Here is an 18,612-nt window from a genome sequence, read left to right as displayed (position 1 = left end):
CGCTCAACAAGGTGTGTTGCTGAGGTCCGGTTTCCGGCGTTGAGTGAATGACCGCTCCTGGCGCTGAAGAGCAGCTGAGCGGCGAACGTGCGGGTGGCGGACTCGGTCTGGCCTCATCAGCGGAGTGCGACTTACCGCAAGGTCCGGAACGTCACCGAGTAGCGCAGCGCCGTCATCGGCGTGATGCCGTGTTCCCAGTCGGCCCTGGCCGGGCCGTCGAGGAGGTAGGCCGAGCCTGGCGCGAGATCGAGATGGCGGCGCTCCCACCCATCCGGCGTCCGCCGCCGGAAGCGCAGGCGGCAGGGCGCGCCGAGGGAGACGCCGACGACCTTGTCGTATTGCGGACGGTCCCTATGCCAGCCGATGCCGGCTCCGGCCTGGTACTCGGTGACCAGGGTCTGGACGATCGCCGCCGCCGGAACGCCGGCGAAGGCGGCGGCGCGGTCGCGCAAGGGCTCCAGGAAGGCGGGCAGGGGCGCCGCCTCGTCCAGGCGGGCGCGGCTGAAGTCGTAGCGCCAGCCGAAGGAGACCACGCGGCGCGCCCCCAGCCAGCCGTGGAACGCGAAGGGCGCGAACGGCAGAACGGCGAAGGCGTCCGTCAAACGATCCCGCTCGGCTTCGTCGACCATCGCCCCGACGTAGCGCAGGCCCGTCGGCTCGAGCGGCGGACCTCCGAACAGATCGGCCTGAGGGCTGGTCATGGGAGGACAACGCATCACACCGCCGCCGGCGCCGCCTCATCCACCCAGCGCCTCCGCCGCCTCGGGATAGCGCTGGAGCAGGCGGGCCGCCCATTCCGCCTTGCGCGGCCAAGGCCGCTGGGCCTCCCGCCGACGTTCCAGAACCATGGCCGCCGCCTCGCGGTGGGCGGGCCAGTCCATCAAGAAGCCGAGAGCCGCGCCGAAGTCGTCCGAAGCCGCCGCTTGGGCGAAGGCGCGGTCCAGCGCCTCGACATCGTCGAAGTCCGGCAGGCGGGCCAGGTAGTCGCGCAAGGGCTGAGGCGACAGGTCGCGTTCGAACATCGCCCAGCGCAGGTCCTGGGCCTCCTGCCGGTTTCCTTCGGCCTCCTGCACGTCGATCGAAGCCAACTCCCAGGCCGGCGTCAGCGCGGGCCGTCCGGCGGTGGGATTGCGGCCGAAAGTCCAGCGACGGTTCGACGGCGAGGGCCGAAGCGCGGTCTCGAGCGCGGCGCGCGCCTCGCCGATCCGCCCCGCCGCCAGCAGCCGGCGGGCCGCGCCGGCGGCGAAGTCGGGCGCGCCCTTCTCCTCGGGGGTCGCCAACGACAGCCACAGGTCCAGGTCGCCGGCCCGGTCCGCCAGCCGCCGGATCGCGCCGCGCGCCGGCCGGGCGCTCCGGACGGCGGACGGCAGGGCGGCCAGCAGGCGACGGGCGAACTCCGGCGTCAGGGCGTCGTCGGCGGCGCCGATCCAGCGAGCGTAGTCCTGCGGATGGCGGCCAACCGCCTCGGCCAGGGCGTCGAGCGCGGCCGGATCTTCGCCGGCGGGCGCGCCCGCCAGCGTCCAGAGGTCGGGCGCCGCGTCCTCGAAGGCGAACACCAGTTCGCCACGCGGGTCCTGCACGCGCGCCGTCAAGCCGCGGAACAGGTCGAACCAGGCCAGCAGGCTGGCGAAGGCGGCGCGCGCATCGGCCGGCGCCAGCCGGTCCACGATCATGCGGCGGTGCGCCTCAAGGTCCCGGATCAGCTCCCCGCGCTTGCGCCAGGAGACGCGGACGCGCGCCGCCGCGAGCGCAGCGATGCGCTTGTCGATCTCCGCCGCCAGCCGGTCCGGCCCGGCCTCGGCCGCCAACTCCAGCCGCAGCCGGCGCTTCAGGTTGGCGTCGCCGACGCTCGCCTCGGCCAGCAGCTCCGCCAGGCGCGGCGCGCCGAGCCTAGTCAGATTGGCCGCGTTCAGGCGGGTCGGGGCCGTCGGCCGTCGCGCCATCTCATCCTTCCAGTTCGATCCAGGCCGGCGCGTGGTCGTTCGCCTTGTCCCAGCCGCGCACATGGCGATCGACGCCGGCGTCCGCCAGCCGCCCGGCCAGCGCTGGGCTGAGCAGCAGGTGGTCGATGCGCAGGCCGGCGTCGCGCTCCCAGGCCTGGCGGAAATACTGCCAGAAGGTCCAGGGCGGTTGATGCGGGAAGCGCTCCAACAGCGCATCGGTCCATCCCTGGCCGACCAGCCGGGCCCAGGCGGCGCGGCTCTCGGGCTGTAGCAGGGCGTCCTTCTTCCAGGAGCGGCTGTTGTAGATGTCGGCCTCGGTGGGCACGACGTTGAAATCGCCGGCCAGCACCACGGGCGCGCCGCTGTCCACCAGGGTCGCGGCGTGGCCGATCAGCCGCTCGAACCAGGCCAGCTTGTAGTCGAACTTCGGCCCCGGTTGCGGGTTGCCGTTCGGCAGATAGAGGCCGCCGATCAGCACTCCGGCCACCGCCGCCTCGATGTAGCGGGCCTGAGCGTCGGCCGGATCGCCGGGCAGCGCCCGCCGCGTCACCACCGGCGCGCCGATGCGCGACAACAGGGCGACGCCGTTCCAGCGTCCCTCGCCGACCCAGGCGGCGTCGTAGCCGGCCGCCTTCAGGGCGGCGGCGGGAAATTGCGCCTGGGACGCCTTCAACTCCTGCAGGCAGACCACGTCCGGACGGGCTTCCGCCAGCCAGCGCAGCAGCGTCGGCAGCCGGGTGTTGACGCCGTTGATGTTGAAGGTGGCGATCCTCATCCCGTACCCGCGCCGTTCATGTCGTTCAGGCTGCTAATCCATTCGACGCCGTCCGGGTTCAGCCGTCCATGCCTCGGATCATCCCTTCGAGCGCGGCGACCTCGCGCTTGCCTGAGATATATGTAAGCTCAAGCTGAAACCCTTGCTTGCACTGGGATTTCCTTTCGCAGGAGAGGAGAGTCCCATGCCTAGAGGCGACAAGTCCGCCTATACGGACAAGCAGGAACGCAAGGCCGACCACATCGCGGCCGGCTATGAGAAGCGCGGCGTATCGGACAAGGAAGCCGAACGGCGCGCCTGGGCCACCGTCAACAAGGACGACGGCGGCGGCAACAAGAGCGGCTCCGGACGCGGCCGGCACACGGGTCATCCCGCCGCGCACAAGGGCGGGCGCAAGGGCGGCCAGGCCTCGGCCAGCCGCTCACGGGCCGACCGTTCCGCCGCGGCCAAGAAGGGCTGGGAGACGCGGCGCCGGAAGGCCGCGCACTGAGTCATGGCCATGAAGATCTATCGCGTCTCCATCGGCGCCGAAGGCGGACCCAGCCGCGAGGTCAAGGTCCCGTCCAAGACCGACGTCCAGGCCGCGGACGCAGCGGCCGAACTGATGCAGCCGGGCGAAACCATACTGAGCATCATCGAAACGGATGATCCCTATCAGGAGGTCGATGCGTCGCCGCCGGGAACTCAGACCCACCCGGATCAGATCACATGACCGGCGGCGCCTCCGGTCTGGTTCAGGGCGGCCTGGGCGGCCCCGAGGACCAGTTGCTCGAGGCCGGCCAGGAGGAGGTCTTCTCCCGCGCCGAGGTCGAGAGCGGCCGCATCGAACACCATGCCGACACCCAGACCCGGCCCGATCAAAAGGAGATCGAGCCGTCATCCCCCAACGCAGAGAAAGGAAACGACCATGGTTGAGAAGACCCTCGACAACCTGTTCTACGACACCTTGAAGGACATCTATTACGCCGAGCGCAAGATCGTGAAGGCGCTGCCCAAGATGGCGCGCGGCGCCCAGTCGCCGGAGTTGAAGGCGGCCTTCGAAAAGCACCGCGACGAAACCGAAGGCCAGATCGAGCGCCTGCAGCAGGTGTTCGAGATCATCGGCAAGCGCGCCATGGGCAAGACCTGCGACGCCATCGAAGGCATCCTGGCCGAAGGCGACGAAATCCTGGAGGAGTACGAAGGCACGGAAGCGCTGGACGCCGGCCTGATCGCCGCCGCGCAGGCGGTGGAGCATTATGAGATCACACGCTACGGCACGCTGAAGCGCTGGGCGACCCTGCTCGGCTACGCCGACGCCGCGCGCCTGCTGGACGAGACGCTCCAGGAGGAGTCGAACACCGACGAGAGCCTGACGGCCCTGGCGGACGCCAAAGCCAACGCCAAGGCGCAGGGCAAGGCCGCCTGACCCATGGGGCAGGGGCTGCGTGACGCCATCCCGGAAACGGCGGTCCATCTCTGTGTCGACATGCAGCGGATGTTCGTCGAGGACACGGCGTGGCGCACGCCCTGGGCGGAACGCGTACTGCCGGTCATCGTGCGCCTGTGCGAGGCGAAGGCCGAGCGCACCTGTTTCACCCGCTTCGTTCCGGCCGAACGGCCGGGCGAGGGCCAGGGGACCTGGAGACGATACTGGGAGCGCTGGCCTTCGATGACCCTCCAGACGCTCGGAGAGGGCATGGTCGAGTTGGCCGTTCCGCTGCAGCGCTTCGTCCCTCCAGGGCGCCTTCTGGACAAGCGCGTCTATTCGCCCTGGATGGGCGCGGACTTCGACGCCGCGCTCCGCCGCGGCGGCGTCGACACCCTCGTGGTGACCGGCGCGGAGACCGATGTCTGCGTGCTGGCGACCGTGCTGGGCGCGATCGATCTGGGATATCGGACAGTCGTGGTGACGGACGCCCTAGGCAGTTCATCCGACGAATCCCATGACGCCCTGATGGACCTTTATCACGAGCGTTTCTCACAGCAGGTCGAGACGGCCGACAGCGCCGAAATCCTGGGTGCTTGGCGCTAGATGGGCTCCAGCACCGCTGTCTCGCCGTGGCGGGCCCGCAGCCGCCACGGCGCGCCCCGTATCCACAAACGGTCGCACTCGATCACATCCCACCCTTGCGGCAGGACGACGTCCCGGCGGGCCCAATGTCGGGGATCGCCGTCGTCGATCCTGAGCGCCGGGAGGCCGAGCAGGAGACCGGTGACGAAACCGCCGATGTTGGCGAAGAAGGGTCCGGCGGCGACGCCGCCCGCCTTGTCCAGCCGATACTCCAGCGTCTGCAGGAAGCGTCCGTGCTGATAGAGGGCGAAACCCTCCTCCTGGAGCTTGAGCGCCAGCGCCCGATCCCCCAGCCACGCGGCCCAGACGCCGTAGAGCGCCGCCAGCATGGGCGAGCCGACGTAGCCGCGCCACTGATCGACGTAGAAGCGCAGCGTCGTGTCGCGGGTGTCTGACTCCATTTCGGCCCAGTAGGGGAAGATCCCCATCAGCGCGCCGGGCGTGGCGGCCTTCTCCTCGGTGACGCGATATCCATCGTGATCGGCGATGGCGCCGTCGTCGCGCAGCGTGGGCCTCAGCCCTTCCAGGACCTCGCTCCACTTGGCGGGCGCCTCGAGGCCGATCATCCGCGCCATGTCGATGGCGCGGCGCAGCACCACCGTGGCGGCGAGGATGGTCAGGGCGTCGTTGTCGGCGGTCTCGATCCGTTCCGCCGGACCCCCGATGTCGCGGAAGACGAAGCGGTCCCCGTCGACCGACGCCCGGTCGACGACCCAATCCGCCACGCCCGAAAGCACCGGCCAGGCCGCCTCGCGCAGGAAACGGTCGTCGCCGCTGGCGTCGGCGTAGAGGGCGAAGGCGCGCGCCACGTGCAGGCTGACGTGATCCTCGCGCGCCGCGGCGGTCGCGCCGCCGGGCGCCGCCTCCTCGCCGTGGGCCGATCCGGCCTCCCAGGGGAACTTCAGCCCCGCGCGCCCGGCCATCTTGGCGTTGTTGCGGGCGGCCGGGACGCCGCGCACGCGGAAATCCAGCATGGCCCGCGCCGCCTGGGGCTGCAGCAGGGTCAGCGGCGGGATGGCGAAGGCGTCCACGTCCCACATCACATGGCCGAAATAGTAGTGATAGTTGGTCCAGGTCGCGAGGCCGAAGATGGAGGTCGACGACGGCGACGACGGATGGACCGAGGCGTTCAGATAGAAGAAGGCGGCGTCAGCGATCCCCTGCCACCGCTCGCCCGCCCCGACCAGGCGGATGCGGCCCTTCCAGAGGTCGGCCCAGGCTTCGTGGTTGAGCCGGCGCAGGGCGTCGAACCCGTTCTCCGTGGCGGCGGCCAGGAGGCGCACGGCCTGGCGATGCGGCTGGTGATTCAGCACGTCCGGGACCAGGGACGCCATCTGGCGAAAGCGGTGACGGCCGGCCCGGGCCTTTAAGCGATAGGTGGTGGAGAGCGGCCCGGTCTCGTCCCAGGGTTCCTGGGTGCGCTCGGCCTCTGGGGCCGCCGTCGTCGCCAGGGCGATTCCGCAGGCGCCCAAGCCGCCCTCGGACCGCCACAAGATCGCGCCGTCGCACACCGGAGGCGTCTCGCCGGGCGTGTCGAGGCGACGCTCCGCCATCGATCCGCGTACGCCCGCCGGATCGACCCGCGCCCTGAACGTCAGTTCGCAGGCCTGGTCCAGCGTGACCTGGACCTCCTGGCAGACCACGGTCGAATGCGAGCGGCTGGCGAAGGTGACGACCTCGACCTCGGCCCTGCCGGCGGGTAGCCGCACTCGAAAGCGCGTGGTCAGTTCCGCTGTCTCGAAGTCGTAACTCTGGTCCACGGGTTCGAAGCCGCCCATGACCTCGCTCGCCCAGACTCCGTCGAGCGCGATGTCGCCGCCGAGCGGATAGGGCGCCGCGACGGCGGCCTCGACGTGCCGCTCGTGATGTTCGCCGACGAAACCGCTGACGATCGCCATGCCGGGAACCAGGGGCACGTCGCGCACCCGCAGTCCGATCACGCCGTTGGAGACATAAGCGGGCAGATCCTCCGCCAGGGCGCCGGTCGCCGGCGGCGGGCTGATCGGCCGGTGCGGATCAGACCGCGCCATAGGGCGGATCCTGGTGCAGGGCCGCGTGGCCGGTGCGGCGCTCGTGATGGCGGTCGATCTCGTCGACGATGGCCAGGCCGCGCTCGCGACCGACCAGTTCCAGCAGGGCGTCCAGCTTGGCTTCCATTCGGTCGTCGTTCTCCTTCGACGACGGCGAGCCGACGTAGAGGAAGTAGGCCAGGCCGACGACCTGCCACAGCAGTTGGAGGAACTCGGATTGCCAGTTCTCGAAGGTGTCGCGCCCCATCTCCAGAAGGTACGGTGTCAGCGCGGGCGTCTGTCCGTGCTCGCGCGCCTCGTCGATGAAGGCGTACCAGCCGAACAGCCAATGCAGGCCGATGGAGATGGCGAAGAAGGCCAGGGTGATCCAGGCGTAGGCGTAGCGTTTCAGCATGATCGCTCCTCCACCGCTGCCCAAGTCGCTCGCCGCCCCCCCGGTTCCGCTCAGCCCTGGCCGGCGGGCGGCGACCTCGCGGTTTCGTGACGCAGCGCCCACACGCGCCAGGCGTTCTGTAAGATCAGGGAGGACTGCGCCATGACCGAGAACCGGCGGGCAGAAACGGCGGACGAGTCCGTCGATGTCGCATTGCTGGCCCAGCAGCTGGCGGAACGCGGCTTCTATGTGATCGGCGAACTGCGCGGGCCAGCGACGCTGACGGGCGAGCGCATCCGGCCGGAAAAACCCCGCACGCGCCCGCCGACATCGATCAGTGAGGCTTGAGGACCACCTTGGTCCATTCGTTCTGGTTCTCCTTGAAGTTCTTGTAACCCTCGGGCGCTTGTTCGAGCGGCAGACGATGGCTGATCAGATCGGTGGTGTCGATTTTGCCCTCCAGGATCATCTGCAGCAGCTGAGGCAGGTAGCGCTGGACGTGGGTCTGGCCGGTCTTCAGCGTCAGTCCCTTTTCCATGAAGGCGCCGACCGGGAACTTGTCGGCGAAGCCGCCATAGACGCCCGGGACGGAGACCGTACCACCCTTCCTGACCGCCATGATCGTCTCGCGCAGGACGTGGGGACGGTCGGTGCCGAGCTTGGTCTCCTGTTTCACCGCATCGACGATATTGTCCGGTGAGAAGCCGTGGCTCTCCATTCCGACCGCATCGATGCAGCTGTCTGGTCCAAGGCCAGCTGTCATCTCCAGCAGGGCTTCGCGCACTTTGACCTCGTGATAGTTCAGGACTTCCGCTCCGTTCGCCTTGGCCAGCGCCAGTCGGTTGGGATGGTGGTCGATGGCGATCACGCGACCGGCGCCCTGCAGGATCGCGCTCTTGATCGCGAACAGCCCGACCGGGCCGCAGCCCCAGACGGCGACAGTGTCGCCAGGCTGGATTTGGCAGTTCTCAGCCGCCATCCAGCCCGTTGGGAATATGTCCGAGAGAAACAACACCCGCTCATCCTCGATGCCCTCCGGGATTTTGATCGGGCCGTAGTCGGAATAAGGGACGCGCGCGTACTGAGCTTGTCCGCCGGCGAAACCGCCGGTCAGATGCGAATAGCCGAACAAGCCCGACACCGACTGGCCATAGGCGATTTCTGACGCGTCCGCCTTGTCCGCCGGATTGGAGTTGTCGCAGGCGGCCGGCATCGACTTCTCGCAGAAGAAGCATTTCCCGCAGGCGATGACGAAGGGGACGACCACCTTGTCGCCCTTCTTCAGACTGGTGTTGCCGCGGCCGACTTCGACGACCTCGCCCATGAACTCGTGACCCAGGATGTCGCCGTTGGACATCCCGGGGATCATGCTGTCGTAGAGATGCAGGTCTGAGCCGCAGATGGCGGTGGCGGTGATCTTGATGATGGCGTCGCGAGGATTGGCGATCTGCGGGTCGGGGACAGTATCGACTTGGACGTTGTGCTTGCCGTGCCAGGTGAGGGCGCGCATGGGCGACTCCTTAGAATTGGGAAGGGGGATCAGATGTGACGGTCGGACCGAGGCGCGGCGTGGGGGGCCTTGGACGTCGAGATCTCGCCCGTCTCCATCAGTTGCTTGAAACGGCGCAGTTCGCGGCGCGCTTGGAGACGTGGCTCGCGCTGCATCACCTTGGCGACGACCTTGCCGATGACGCCGGAGGGCGGGTCGTAGCTGATGAACAGTCGCACCTCCGTGCCGCGACCAAAGGCGTTGTCACGGAATTCGATCCAGCCCTCGTGATCGACGTCCGAGTCCTTGCTAGAGGTCCAGGCGATGCGTTCACCGGAGACGTCCTCGGTGATCTCGCTGGTCAGTTCGATGTCTTTGTCGGCCGGCCCGGCGACGATCCAGCGAGAACGGCCGGACTCCAGAAGCTCGACCGATTTCACCGTCTCCGAGAAGGTCGGCATATTCGTCAGATCGCGCCAAAAGGCGTAGAGGTCGTCGCGGGGGCGATTGATCAGGACGGCCCTCAAGCTTGAGGCCTCGTATTCGCCCTCGCGCCGATCCTTGTCGACAAAGGCGGTCGAGCCAACGTCGGCGTCGGTGGAAACTTCACTATTGGACATAGGCTTAGCTCCGATGGGCTGAACCTCGTCAACCACCCGCGATGGGCTTCGTTCCAGCTTGAGCGGAGGAACAGGCACCTCGGTTAAGGGTGGGAAGAGCATCTAGCCCAGGTGCCGTCCTCATGACCGACATCCTCAACCCGACCGCCGCCGAAACCGTCCGTCGCCTCGCCGTCGTCACCGACGCTTCCTTCGGCATCGGCTTTGAATTGGCAAAGCTCTTCGCCGAGGACGGATACGACCTCATCATCGCCGCGGACACCGCGCTTGCCGAGTTCTCCCAGACCTTGACCGGGCTCGGCGACCTGGTCTCCGCCTGGCGACGGAAGAGGGCGTCAGTCCTTCTACGCCGCCATCGGCGCTCGCCCGGTCGATGCGCTTGCCGCCAATGCGGGGCAAGGGCAGCGGCTGGGCAAGGCCTTCCTCGACCAGGACTTCGACGACGTGGTCCATGTCATCAACACCAATATCACCGGCACGATCCGGCTGGCTTGGCTGATCGGCCGTCATATGCGAGAGCGCAGCCAGGGCCGCATCCTCTTCACCGGCTCCATCGCTGGCCTGATGCCGGGCAGCTTCCAGGCCGTCTACAACGGCACCAAGGCCTTCGTGGACAGCTTCTCCTTCGCCCTGCGCAACGAACTGAAGGACAGTGGCGTCAGCGTGACCGTCCTGATGCCCGGACCGGTCAACACCCATTTCTTCGAGCGCGCCGGCCTGATGGACACCAGGGTCGGCCAGGACGAGCACAAGGCCGAAGCCGCCCATGTCGCCAGGACTGGCTATGAGGCCATGAAGCGCGGCGACGGCGACGTGGTCGCGGGCATGAAGAACAAGGTCCAGGCGGCGATGGCCGCCGTCACGCCCCAGACCGCGCTGGCAGAACAGCATCGCAAGATGGCGGAGCCGGGATCGGGATCGTAACGGAAGCTCTGGCGGGAACGGACCCTCACTTGGGAAGTCTCATTCCCGCCCTTGGTCCAACTTCCGCTCCTGGCGCGGTTGAGACATCTTACTTGGAGAAGGCCTGTTCGAAGATGGGCGTACGGACCCGCATCGAGGCCGTGGCGGCGGGCGTTCACAGCCGGATTCTCACGCTAGTGCAACGGCGTGCCCCAGCCCTTCCGCAACGGGATTGGTCGGAAAGATCCCAATTATTTAACGTGAGTTCGAGTCCCGCTTGAGGATTCGAACAGAGGTGGCCGACTTTGGGGCAGGGGAGGACACAACCTTTTCATTCCTAGGATGACCGCTTTGCGCCCCACATCCGGCCGTTCGGCCTTGTAGCCGACGATCCCGAAAGCCGCCCTTTGTTCCGCCAGCGCTCAACTGGTTCAGACCCGACATTGCGCTCACGGCCCAACAGGTGTGGCCACCATTATGTTCGGAGTGCAGCAATCAGGGCGTCCCGAGCCATGGCCACGCGCGGGTGTCGCAGCGATGAGCGTGCCCAGACGAGGTAGTAAGCGTTGCGCGGCACCGTGACCGGGGCGGGTATCTCGATCAGCGTGCAGGCAGCGCGTTCGCTGCGGGTGAGATAGCCGGGCATCACCGTCCAGCCGAGACCCGCGCACAATCCCGATCGCAATACTCTCAAATCGGGCGCGGTCAACGCGGGCTGGCTCGTCAGCTCGAGCTGGTTTGCATGGAGCCAGGTTCGCAGCAGCGGCCGGTCGAGGTCGTAGGCGAGGTGGGCCGTCCGGTTGAGCCCGTCGGCAAGCGGCAATTCGGCAATCCGCATGGCCACGGCGGGCGAGGCTACGGCGCGCAGGTGCTCTTCGCCCAGCGCATGGAAGGCCAACCGCGGATCTTCGGGTTGCGAGGCGGTGACGGCCAGGTGCACCTTGTCTTCGAGGAGCATGGCATAAAGCGCCTCGCGCCCGCCGATATGCAGCCGCAGGTCCAGCCCTGCTTCCAGCAGCGGAGCCAGTCGGGGCGTGATCATTTCGCCCAGCATGTCCGACGGCGCGGCGATGTGGACCGTGCCCGAGATGCGGGACGAACGGGCCCGCGCGCTGGCCAGTGCCGATTCCGCCGTGTCGAGGCTGCTTCCGATTGAAGCAGCGAGATCGTCGGCGATCGCTGTCGGTCGGACGCCGCGCGAATGGCGATCGAACAAGGGACGGCCCAGTTGCGCCTCGAGCGATGCGATGTGCTGCGACGCCGCCGGTTGGGTGATGCCGATTGCCCGGGCCGCCTCGCTCAGTGAACGACGGCGGTAGACTTCGACGAAGGTGCGCAACTGCAGGAGGGACATTCCGGTTCCATAACTGGATTTATGGCCGTCCGCCATTCCCGCTGGATTTCATGATGCCGTTCCCTGCGTATCTAAGCCGCCGAAAGGAACGATTGAATGCAAAATCGCCGCCAACTGCTGAAAGCACTCACCGCTGTCTTTGTGGCGGGTGCGGCTGCGCCGGTTGCGTTTGCTCGTGTCCCCGACATCAATGGAGAAGGACAATTGACGATGACCCGCATTCTCATGGTGGCCACCTCCGCCGACCGAATGATTCCCGGCACCGAACCGACGGGTGTCTGGCTCGAGGAACTTACCACCCCGTATTATGCCTTCCGCGATGCGGGCGCCGAGGTGACGCTGGCCTCGATCAAGGGCGGCGCCATCCCCGTCGACCAGCGCAGCGTCAACGCCGACGGCGAGAACGACGCTTCGGTCGAGCGCTATCTTAAGGACGAGGCCCTGAAGGCCGAGGTTACCAGCACCCCTGTATTCACAAGCATCGATCCCGCCGGCTACGACGCGCTGTTCCTGCCCGGCGGCCACGGCACCATGTTCGATTACCCCGGCAGCGACGAACTGGCCCGCCTGGTCGAACGCTTCGACCGCGAAGGCAAGATCGTTGCCGCCGTCTGCCATGGACCGGCAGGGCTGGTCTCGGCGAAGAAGGCCGATGGCACGCCCCTCGTGGCTGGCCGCCGTGTCGCGGGCTTCACCGACAGCGAGGAACGCGCGGTCGGCCTCGACAAGGCCGTGCCGTTCCTGCTCGAAACGCGCCTCAAGGAACTTGGCGGCAAGCACGAGAGCGGCCCCGATTTCGCCCCATTCGCTTTGCGCGACGGCAACCTTGTGACCGGCCAGAACCCCGCCAGCGCAACCCGCACCGCGGAGCTCGTGATGGAAGCCCTCAAGGACAAGGACGCCTGATCATGCGGTATCTCCACACCATGCTGCGCGTCGCCGATCCCGAGGCGGCGGTCCGGTTCTTCACGCTGCTGGGTCTCAGGGAGACCCGGCGCATGGAGAACCAGGCCGGGCGTTACACGCTGATCTACCTTGCCGCCGACGAGGATTTCCGCGGCGACGGCGAGCAGGGCGATGCCGAGGTCGAGCTGACGTACAACTGGCCGCCCGAGGATGGCAGCGCTTCCGAGAAATACACGGGCGGCCGAAACTTCGGCCATCTCGCCTACGGGGTCGACGACATCTACGAAACGTGCGCGCGGCTGCAGGCGGGCGGCGTGACGATCAATCGCCCCCCGCGTGACGGATACATGGCGTTCGTCCGCTCGCCGGACGGGATCTCGATCGAACTGCTGCAGACGGGCGAACACAAGGCTCCGGCCGAACCCTGGGCCTCCATGCCCAACACGGGCGAATGGTGATGGCGAAATTGTTCGAACCGATTGAGGTTGGCGGGCTGCGGCTCGCCAACCGCATCGTCATCGCGCCGATGTGCCAGTATTCGGCAGTCGACGGCGCGATGACCGACTGGCACCAGATGCATCTCGGCCAGTTGGCGCTCTCGGGCGCGGGCGCGCTGACGATAGAGGCGACCGCGGTCAGCCCGGAAGGGCGCATCACCTACGGTGACGTCGGCCTGTACGATGACCGTACCGAAGCGGCGATGCGAAGCGTGCTCGAAAGTGTGCGCCGTTGGTCGGACATGCCGCTGATCATCCAGCTGGCCCATGCCGGCCGCAAGGCGAGCTGCGCCAAGCCGTGGCAAGGCGGAACGCAGATCGCCCCCGATGCGGAGAATGGCTGGCAGACCGTGGCACCCAGCGCCATTCCCTTCGCTCCGGACGACAATCCCCCTGTCGAACTGGACAAGTCAGGGCTTGCCCGCATCCGGGAGGCGTTCGCGGATGCCGCCCGGCGCGCCGGCAGGCTCGGCATCGAAGCCATCCAGATCCACGTCGCGCATGGCTATCTGCTCCACGAGTTTCTTTCGCCGATCTCCAACCGGCGCGGCGACGAATACGGCGGCAGCCTCGACAACCGGATGCGGTTCCCGCTCGAAGTGTTCGATGACGTGCGCGAAGCGTTTCCGGCCGACCGCCCGGTGACCGTCCGCGTTTCTGGGACCGACTGGGTTGAAGGCGGCTGGACAGCGGAGGAAACCGCATTGTTTGCACAGGAGCTGGAGCGGCGCGGTTGTTCGGCAATCCACGTCTCCGGCGGCGGCCTCGACCCGCGCCAGCAGATCCCTGTCGGTCCCGGCTATCAGGTGCCGCTGGCGCGGACGGTCAAGGACGCGGTCGCCATGCCTGTCGTGGCGGTCGGAATGATCACCGATCCGCACCAGGCGGAGCGCATCCTCGAAGACGGGCATGCCGACGCCATAGCGATAGCCCGCGCTGCGCTGTGGGATCCGCGTTGGCCCTGGCACGCCGCCGCCGCGCTTGGTGCATCGGTCAAGGCGCCCCCGCAATATCTCCGGTCCGAGCCCCACGAAGCGGGCCGCATCCTCGAGGAAATGACCCCATGAAAACCTCCGCCAAACTGCTTCTTGCCGCTGGCGGTGCCCTCTCGCTTGCCGCCTGCTCGACGACCCGCGAGGGTGCATCCGCGCCCCAGATCGAACAGGTCGCGACCTTCGATGGCGCGATGCCGACTGGCGTGACCGTCGCCCCCAACGGGCGCATCTTCGTCAACTTCCCGCAATGGGGCGACAACGCGCCGTTCACGGTTGCCGAGCTGGTCGACGGCAAGGCGGTGCCTTATCCCGACGCCGCGACCAACCAGCCCGATCCGGCCGACCCGGCTGGGCATTTCATCTCGGTGCAGAGCGTGGTGGCCGACGGCGCCAATCGCCTCTGGGTGCTCGACACGGCGGCGCCCAAATTCTCTCAACCACAGGCCGGCGGTGCAAAGCTGGTGGCAATCGACCTTGCGACCGACCGGGTGGTGAAGACGATCGTCCTGCCGCCCAGCGTGGTGCTGCCCACGACCTACCTCAACGACGTGCGCTTCGATCTGCGTCAGGGTGCCGAGGGCGTCGCCTACATCACCGACAGCAGCAACGAGGGGATCGGCGGCATCATCGTCGTCGATATCGCAAGCGGGCGGGCGATCCGGCGCCTGTCGAACCATGCGACGACCAACCCCGAGCCCGGCTTCACCCCGGTTGTCGATGGCGCGGTGCTCATGAACCGCCCGGCTGACGGCCCCGCGACGCCGGTCACGATCGCAAGCGACGCGATTGCGCTCAGCGCCGACGGCAGCCTGCTGTATTACGGTCCACTGTCGGGCCGCACGCTGCACGCGGTGCCCACGGCAATGCTGCGCGATCCCGCGGTGTCCGAGGAGGCATTGGGCCGCGCGGTCCGCAGCCTGGGGCGCAAAGGCGCCTCGGACGGGATAGCCGAGGATGACAAGGGCCGCGTGTTCGCCGGCGATTACGAGAACAACGCGATCCGCGTGCTCGACCAGGGCAGCTGGACGACGGTGGTCAGCAACCCGCGCATCAGCTGGCCCGACACGCTGTCGATCGGCACCGACGGCTACCTCTACTTCACCGCCAACCAGCTTCACCGCCAGCCAGGCTTCCACGGCGGGCGGGACTTGCGCCGCAAGCCCTACGAGCTGCTCCGCATCAAGGTGGGCGCGGCTCCCGTCCTGTTGCGCTCGCGGTGACCCCATCAGGCCGGGCGGGCTCGCGCGGGGCCGCGATCCGGCGAAAAATCAACAACTGACTTGAAGGAATACAGTCATGACCAAGGGTATCGAAGGCAAGGTCGTTCTCATAACCGGCGGCAGCAGCGGCATCGGCGCGGAAACTGCGCGTCTTCTCGCGGAACGCGGCGCCAAGGTGGCCATCGCCGCGCGGCGCAAGGACAGGCTCGACGAGGTCGTCGCGGACATCGCCGCAGTTGGCGGAACGGCACGTAGCTACGCGCTGGACGTGACCGACAAATCGGCGGTCCAGTCCGTCGTCGCCTCAATCATTGCCGACTTTGGCCGCCTCGACGTGCTGATCAACAACGCCGGGCTGATGCCGATCCGTCCGATGGCCGAGGTCAACACCGACGAGTGGGACCAGATGATCGACGTCAATCTGAAGGGTACGCTCTACGGCATCGCGGCGGCCCTTCCCGGCTTTCTCGAGCAGGGCAGCGGCCACATCATCAACCTGAGCTCGGTTGCGGGCATCAAGGTCTTCGCACCAGGCGGCACTGTCTACTCCGGCACCAAGTTCGCCGTCAGCGCGATCAGCGAGGGCTTGCGCCACGAGGTGGGGGAAAAGGTCCGGGTTACGTCAATCGAGCCTGGAGCTGTCGAAAGCGATTTGAAATTCACGACCTCTGGCGCGGCTGCCGAGACGGTGCTGGACTTCTACAAGCAGGCCATCCCGGCGGCATCGGTGGCGCGTGCTATCGCGTTCGCTGTCGAACAACCTGATGACGTCGACGTCAACGCGATTGTCATCCGTCCGACCGCACAGCAGTTCTGATTGCAATGAGGAGGCGGGGCCGCGTGTGCTCCGCCTCATGGGGAACGTATCGGCCCGCTCGTCCGTTGCTTTGCCGAATAATATGTGTCCGTTTCACTTGAGGAGTCATTTATGCCCAAACTTGCCCTGTATGTACCGCTGAAGGCCAAGCCCGGAAAAGAGCGCGATGTCGCCGATTTCCTGACCTCGGCATTGCCGCTCGTTCAAGCTGAGGCGGGCACTCTGACCTGGTATGCGATCGAGGAAGGTCCCGGTGCGTACGCGATCTTCGATACGTTCGACACAGAGGAGCATCGGCAGGCCCATCTTGACGGCAAGGTTGCCGCCGCACTGATGGAGAAGGCAGAAGAACTGTTCTCTGAACCGCCGCAGATTCACAAGTTCACCCTACTGGCCGCGAAATAGCGGAGCGGTCGGCACCCTAAGCTGCCGTCTGACCGCAGGGTAAGGCTCGTGTCTCTATCCGGAATGGATGGCCCGGTCGGATCGGGAAATGAATAAATGAATACGACAGGTCATCCGCGAAAGTGGATGGCCTTGTCTTTTGCGATTATCACACTTCTGAATTTACTGATAAGGCGCCGTTGATGTGTCCCGACGTAAGGGCGCCATTAGTTCGCGGGAGATTCTTGAGCACATCAATTCGGCGCGTTATTCGGCCGTTCTGGCCCAGTCATTCAGAAAACCGCCGTGAATTGATCCCAGGACGGCCCTACGGGAAGGAACCTCTGAGGTAGCGAAAGGTTCAGGAAACTGAGATCACTTGGAAGGGTGCGATGTCCTCCGCCGTTGCGATGGACCGGATCATCGCCAAGCTCTCGATTTGATGACTCGTTGAAAAGAGCTGAGAAAGGAAAAGATCCGTGAAAGCTGTCGTGTACAACGGGCCCAAAGATGTTTCTGTCAATACCATCGACGATCCCAAGATCGAAAAGCAGACCGATGTTATCATCCGGCTGACCACGACCAATATCTGCGGGTCGGACCTTCACATGTATGAAGGCCGTACCAGCTTCGAGAAGGGCAAGGTCTTCGGCCACGAAAACCTTGGCGAGGTCATCGAAGTCGGCTCTGCCGTAGATCGCATCAAGAAGGGCGATCGCGTGTGCATGCCGTTCAACGTCGGTTGCGGTTTCTGCGAAAATTGCGAACGCGGGTTGACGGGTTTTTGCCTCACGACCAACCCTGGAACCGCTGGCGCAGCGTATGGCTTTGCCGAGATGGGTCCGTGGCAAGGTGGTCAGGCCGAGTTTATGCGCGTTCCTTATGCGGACTTCAATTGTCTGAAGCTGCCTGAGGACGCTGAGGAGAAGGAGGATGACTATGTCATGCTCTCCGACATCTTCCCGACGGGTTGGCATGGCGTCGAACTGTCAGGTTTCCTGCCTGGCGAAAGCATCGCGATCTACGGCGCCGGTCCGGTCGGTTTAATGGCCGCGCACTCAGCCGAAATCCGCGGCGCCTCTCAGATCTTCGTGGTCGATTCTCACGATGACCGCCTGAAACTGGCCGAGGCCATGGGCGCCATTCCGATCGACATGCGAAAGGGCGATCCCGCCCAGCAGATCCTTGACGCGACCGGCGGCCTCGGGACCGACCGGGGGGTTGAGGCGGTCGGGTATCAGTGTTGCGATCGCCACGGCAAGGAGCGCAGCAATTACACGATGAACTGCCTCGTCAAAAGCACGAAGGCCACCGGCGGAATCGGCGTCGTCGGCGTGTTCATTCCGGAAGACCCGAACGCGCCCGACGATCTCCAGAAGGAAGGCAAGATGGCGTTCGACTTCGGCAACTTCTGGTTCAAGGGCCAGAAGATCGGCACCGGCCAGTGCAATGTAAAGCACTACAACCGGCGACTGATGAAGCTTATCGAGCAAGACCGGGCCAATCCTGCCCAAATCATCTCGCACCGACTGCCGCTTGATCAGGCACCAGACGCCTACAAGCATTTCGACGAGCGCGATGCTGGTTGGACGAAGGTCGTGCTCAAGCCGGGCGCCTGACCTTAGTTTTCGACGGAATAGGAAATAAATTATGACTTTGGAAGGCAAATCAGTTGCCATTCTGATCGCACCCCGCGGGACGGAAGAACCAGAATTCTCGAAGCCCAAGCAAGCTGTCGAGGACGCTGGTGGCAAAGTGACCGTGGTCAGTTTTGAGCCGGGCAAGGCTCGCACAGTCAATAGCGATCTTGACGAGGGCGGCAGCTATACTATCGACAAGACGTTTTCCGAGGTCAAAGCCGACGATTTCGACGGACTTGTTGTGCCCGGAGGGACTGTCGGTGCCGACAAGCTGCGCGGCAGCGTCGAGGCAATTGGTTTCATCCGGGCTTTCTTCGATCAGAAAAAACCTGTTGCGGCTATATGCCATGCACCCTGGACATTGATCGAGGCGGGCGTGCTTAAGGGTCGCACCTTGACGTCCTACCCGACGCTGAAGGTCGATATCGAGAACGCCGGCGGTGCATGGACCAATGAGGAAGTCGTGGTCGACAACGGCCTTGTTACCAGCCGCGATCCCAATGATTTGCCCGCCTTCTGTGCCAAACTCGTTGAGGAGATCGCAGAAGGTGTGGCCGCGGCGCTCGCAGCAGGGAATTAAGACGGGGCGTTTCGACGAACCATGTGAGGGCCC

General features: G+C 66.0%; 23 protein-coding genes. 15 read left to right on the top strand and 8 right to left on the bottom strand.

Going from position 1 to position 18,612, the window contains the following annotated elements:
• Nucleotides 1-131: 131 nt before the first annotated feature.
• From DT343_RS07290 to DT343_RS07280, 3 genes are read right to left on the bottom strand one after another with little or no spacing between them, the layout of a single operon-like run.
• Nucleotides 132-716 (bottom strand): alpha-ketoglutarate-dependent dioxygenase AlkB, encoded by a 585-nt coding sequence (locus DT343_RS07290; protein ID WP_082854042.1) that lies wholly within the window; start codon nt 714-716, stop codon nt 132-134.
• Between the two features lie 21 nt (nt 717-737).
• Nucleotides 738-1,943, bottom strand: a complete 1,206-nt coding sequence (locus DT343_RS07285; RefSeq protein ID WP_112862300.1) for a DUF6880 family protein — start codon at nt 1,941-1,943, stop codon at nt 738-740.
• 1 nt (nt 1,944) lies between these two features.
• The gene (locus DT343_RS07280; RefSeq protein WP_112862299.1) at nt 1,945-2,718 is read right to left on the bottom strand and encodes an exodeoxyribonuclease III; all 774 of its coding nucleotides are present in this window, start codon (nt 2,716-2,718) and stop codon (nt 1,945-1,947) included.
• A 184-nt stretch (nt 2,719-2,902) separates the two neighbouring features.
• Here DT343_RS07280 and DT343_RS07275 point away from each other — a divergent pair, with 184 nt between their 5' ends.
• Genes DT343_RS07275 through DT343_RS07255 form a run of 5 tightly spaced genes read left to right on the top strand, consistent with a single transcriptional unit; the run spans nt 2,903 to nt 4,732 of the window.
• On the top strand, nt 2,903-3,208 hold the full coding sequence (locus tag DT343_RS07275; protein WP_066551077.1) for a plasmid stabilization protein: 306 nt from the start codon (nt 2,903-2,905) through the stop codon (nt 3,206-3,208).
• Between the two features lie 9 nt (nt 3,209-3,217).
• Nucleotides 3,218-3,430, top strand: coding sequence for a hypothetical protein (locus DT343_RS07270; RefSeq protein WP_066554735.1), 213 nt, complete (start codon nt 3,218-3,220; stop codon nt 3,428-3,430).
• Nucleotides 3,427-3,633 carry a hypothetical protein gene (locus DT343_RS07265; protein ID WP_066551078.1) on the top strand — a complete coding sequence of 69 codons (207 nt, stop codon included), beginning with the start codon at nt 3,427-3,429 and terminating at the stop codon, nt 3,631-3,633. The genes DT343_RS07270 and DT343_RS07265 overlap by 4 nt, the downstream gene beginning before the upstream one ends.
• Complete coding sequence (locus DT343_RS07260; RefSeq protein WP_066551079.1) at nt 3,626-4,126, top strand: YciE/YciF ferroxidase family protein; 501 nt, start codon at nt 3,626-3,628, stop codon at nt 4,124-4,126. The genes DT343_RS07265 and DT343_RS07260 overlap by 8 nt, the downstream gene beginning before the upstream one ends.
• A gap of 3 nt (nt 4,127-4,129) precedes the next feature.
• Entirely contained in the window at nt 4,130-4,732 is a 603-nt protein-coding gene (locus DT343_RS07255) for a cysteine hydrolase family protein (protein WP_066551082.1), read from the top strand.
• Here DT343_RS07255 and DT343_RS07250 read toward each other — a convergent pair.
• Nucleotides 4,729-6,801, bottom strand: coding sequence for a glycoside hydrolase family 65 protein (locus DT343_RS07250; RefSeq protein ID WP_112862298.1), 2,073 nt, complete (start codon nt 6,799-6,801; stop codon nt 4,729-4,731). The genes DT343_RS07255 and DT343_RS07250 overlap by 4 nt on opposite strands.
• On the bottom strand, nt 6,788-7,195 hold the full coding sequence (locus DT343_RS07245; protein ID WP_197458446.1) for a DUF6766 family protein: 408 nt from the start codon (nt 7,193-7,195) through the stop codon (nt 6,788-6,790). Before DT343_RS07245 ends, DT343_RS07250 begins: the two co-directional genes overlap by 14 nt.
• 141 nt (nt 7,196-7,336) lie before the next feature.
• Between DT343_RS07245 and DT343_RS07240 the strand changes: the two genes are divergently transcribed.
• Complete coding sequence (locus DT343_RS07240; protein WP_066551084.1) at nt 7,337-7,522, top strand: hypothetical protein; 186 nt, start codon at nt 7,337-7,339, stop codon at nt 7,520-7,522.
• Here the strand turns inward: DT343_RS07240 and DT343_RS07235 are convergent.
• Complete coding sequence (locus DT343_RS07235) at nt 7,509-8,684, bottom strand: zinc-dependent alcohol dehydrogenase (protein ID WP_066551086.1); 1,176 nt, start codon at nt 8,682-8,684, stop codon at nt 7,509-7,511. The two genes, DT343_RS07240 and DT343_RS07235, sit on opposite strands and share 14 nt — an antisense overlap.
• A gap of 29 nt (nt 8,685-8,713) precedes the next feature.
• Nucleotides 8,714-9,283 carry an SRPBCC family protein gene (locus DT343_RS07230; RefSeq protein ID WP_066551089.1) on the bottom strand — a complete coding sequence of 190 codons (570 nt, stop codon included), beginning with the start codon at nt 9,281-9,283 and terminating at the stop codon, nt 8,714-8,716.
• A 354-nt stretch (nt 9,284-9,637) separates the two neighbouring features.
• On the opposite strand from DT343_RS07230, the gene DT343_RS07225 reads away from it, so the two are divergent.
• Complete coding sequence (locus DT343_RS07225; protein ID WP_197458503.1) at nt 9,638-10,207, top strand: SDR family NAD(P)-dependent oxidoreductase; 570 nt, start codon at nt 9,638-9,640, stop codon at nt 10,205-10,207.
• Between the two features lie 454 nt (nt 10,208-10,661).
• Here the strand turns inward: DT343_RS07225 and DT343_RS07215 are convergent, their stop codons facing one another.
• On the bottom strand, nt 10,662-11,540 hold the full coding sequence (locus DT343_RS07215) for a LysR family transcriptional regulator (protein WP_066551092.1): 879 nt from the start codon (nt 11,538-11,540) through the stop codon (nt 10,662-10,664).
• A gap of 96 nt (nt 11,541-11,636) precedes the next feature.
• On the opposite strand from DT343_RS07215, the gene DT343_RS07210 reads away from it, so the two are divergent.
• The 8 genes from DT343_RS07210 to DT343_RS07175 all read left to right on the top strand — a co-directional run bounded on the left by DT343_RS07210 (nt 11,637) and on the right by DT343_RS07175 (nt 18,579).
• Nucleotides 11,637-12,446, top strand: coding sequence for a type 1 glutamine amidotransferase domain-containing protein (locus DT343_RS07210; protein ID WP_197458447.1), 810 nt, complete (start codon nt 11,637-11,639; stop codon nt 12,444-12,446).
• Between the two features lie 2 nt (nt 12,447-12,448).
• Entirely contained in the window at nt 12,449-12,904 is a 456-nt protein-coding gene (locus DT343_RS07205) for a VOC family protein (protein WP_112862296.1), read from the top strand.
• A complete protein-coding gene (locus DT343_RS07200; protein WP_197458448.1) occupies nt 12,904-14,010 on the top strand; it encodes an NADH:flavin oxidoreductase/NADH oxidase in 1,107 nt (368 codons plus the stop codon). The genes DT343_RS07205 and DT343_RS07200 overlap by 1 nt, the downstream gene beginning before the upstream one ends.
• Complete coding sequence (locus DT343_RS07195; RefSeq protein WP_112862295.1) at nt 14,007-15,158, top strand: L-dopachrome tautomerase-related protein; 1,152 nt, start codon at nt 14,007-14,009, stop codon at nt 15,156-15,158. Before DT343_RS07200 ends, DT343_RS07195 begins: the two co-directional genes overlap by 4 nt.
• A gap of 76 nt (nt 15,159-15,234) precedes the next feature.
• A complete protein-coding gene (locus tag DT343_RS07190; RefSeq protein ID WP_066551102.1) occupies nt 15,235-15,975 on the top strand; it encodes an SDR family oxidoreductase in 741 nt (246 codons plus the stop codon).
• A gap of 111 nt (nt 15,976-16,086) precedes the next feature.
• Nucleotides 16,087-16,380 (top strand): putative quinol monooxygenase, encoded by a 294-nt coding sequence (locus tag DT343_RS07185; RefSeq protein WP_112862294.1) that lies wholly within the window; start codon nt 16,087-16,089, stop codon nt 16,378-16,380.
• A gap of 458 nt (nt 16,381-16,838) precedes the next feature.
• Nucleotides 16,839-17,978, top strand: coding sequence for a glutathione-independent formaldehyde dehydrogenase (locus DT343_RS07180; RefSeq protein WP_066551106.1), 1,140 nt, complete (start codon nt 16,839-16,841; stop codon nt 17,976-17,978).
• Nucleotides 17,979-18,009: 31 nt separating this feature from the next.
• Nucleotides 18,010-18,579: a type 1 glutamine amidotransferase domain-containing protein gene (locus DT343_RS07175; protein ID WP_066551108.1), complete on the top strand. Its 570-nt coding sequence runs from the start codon at nt 18,010-18,012 to the stop codon at nt 18,577-18,579.
• The last annotated feature ends 33 nt before the right edge of the window (nt 18,580-18,612 follow it).

This window comes from Brevundimonas vesicularis (genome assembly GCF_900445985.1).
Classification (GTDB): Bacteria; Pseudomonadota; Alphaproteobacteria; order Caulobacterales; family Caulobacteraceae; genus Brevundimonas; species Brevundimonas vesicularis_D.
The sequence above is the reverse complement of the archived record's forward strand: the minus strand, read 5'-3'. Positions and strand labels throughout refer to the sequence as shown.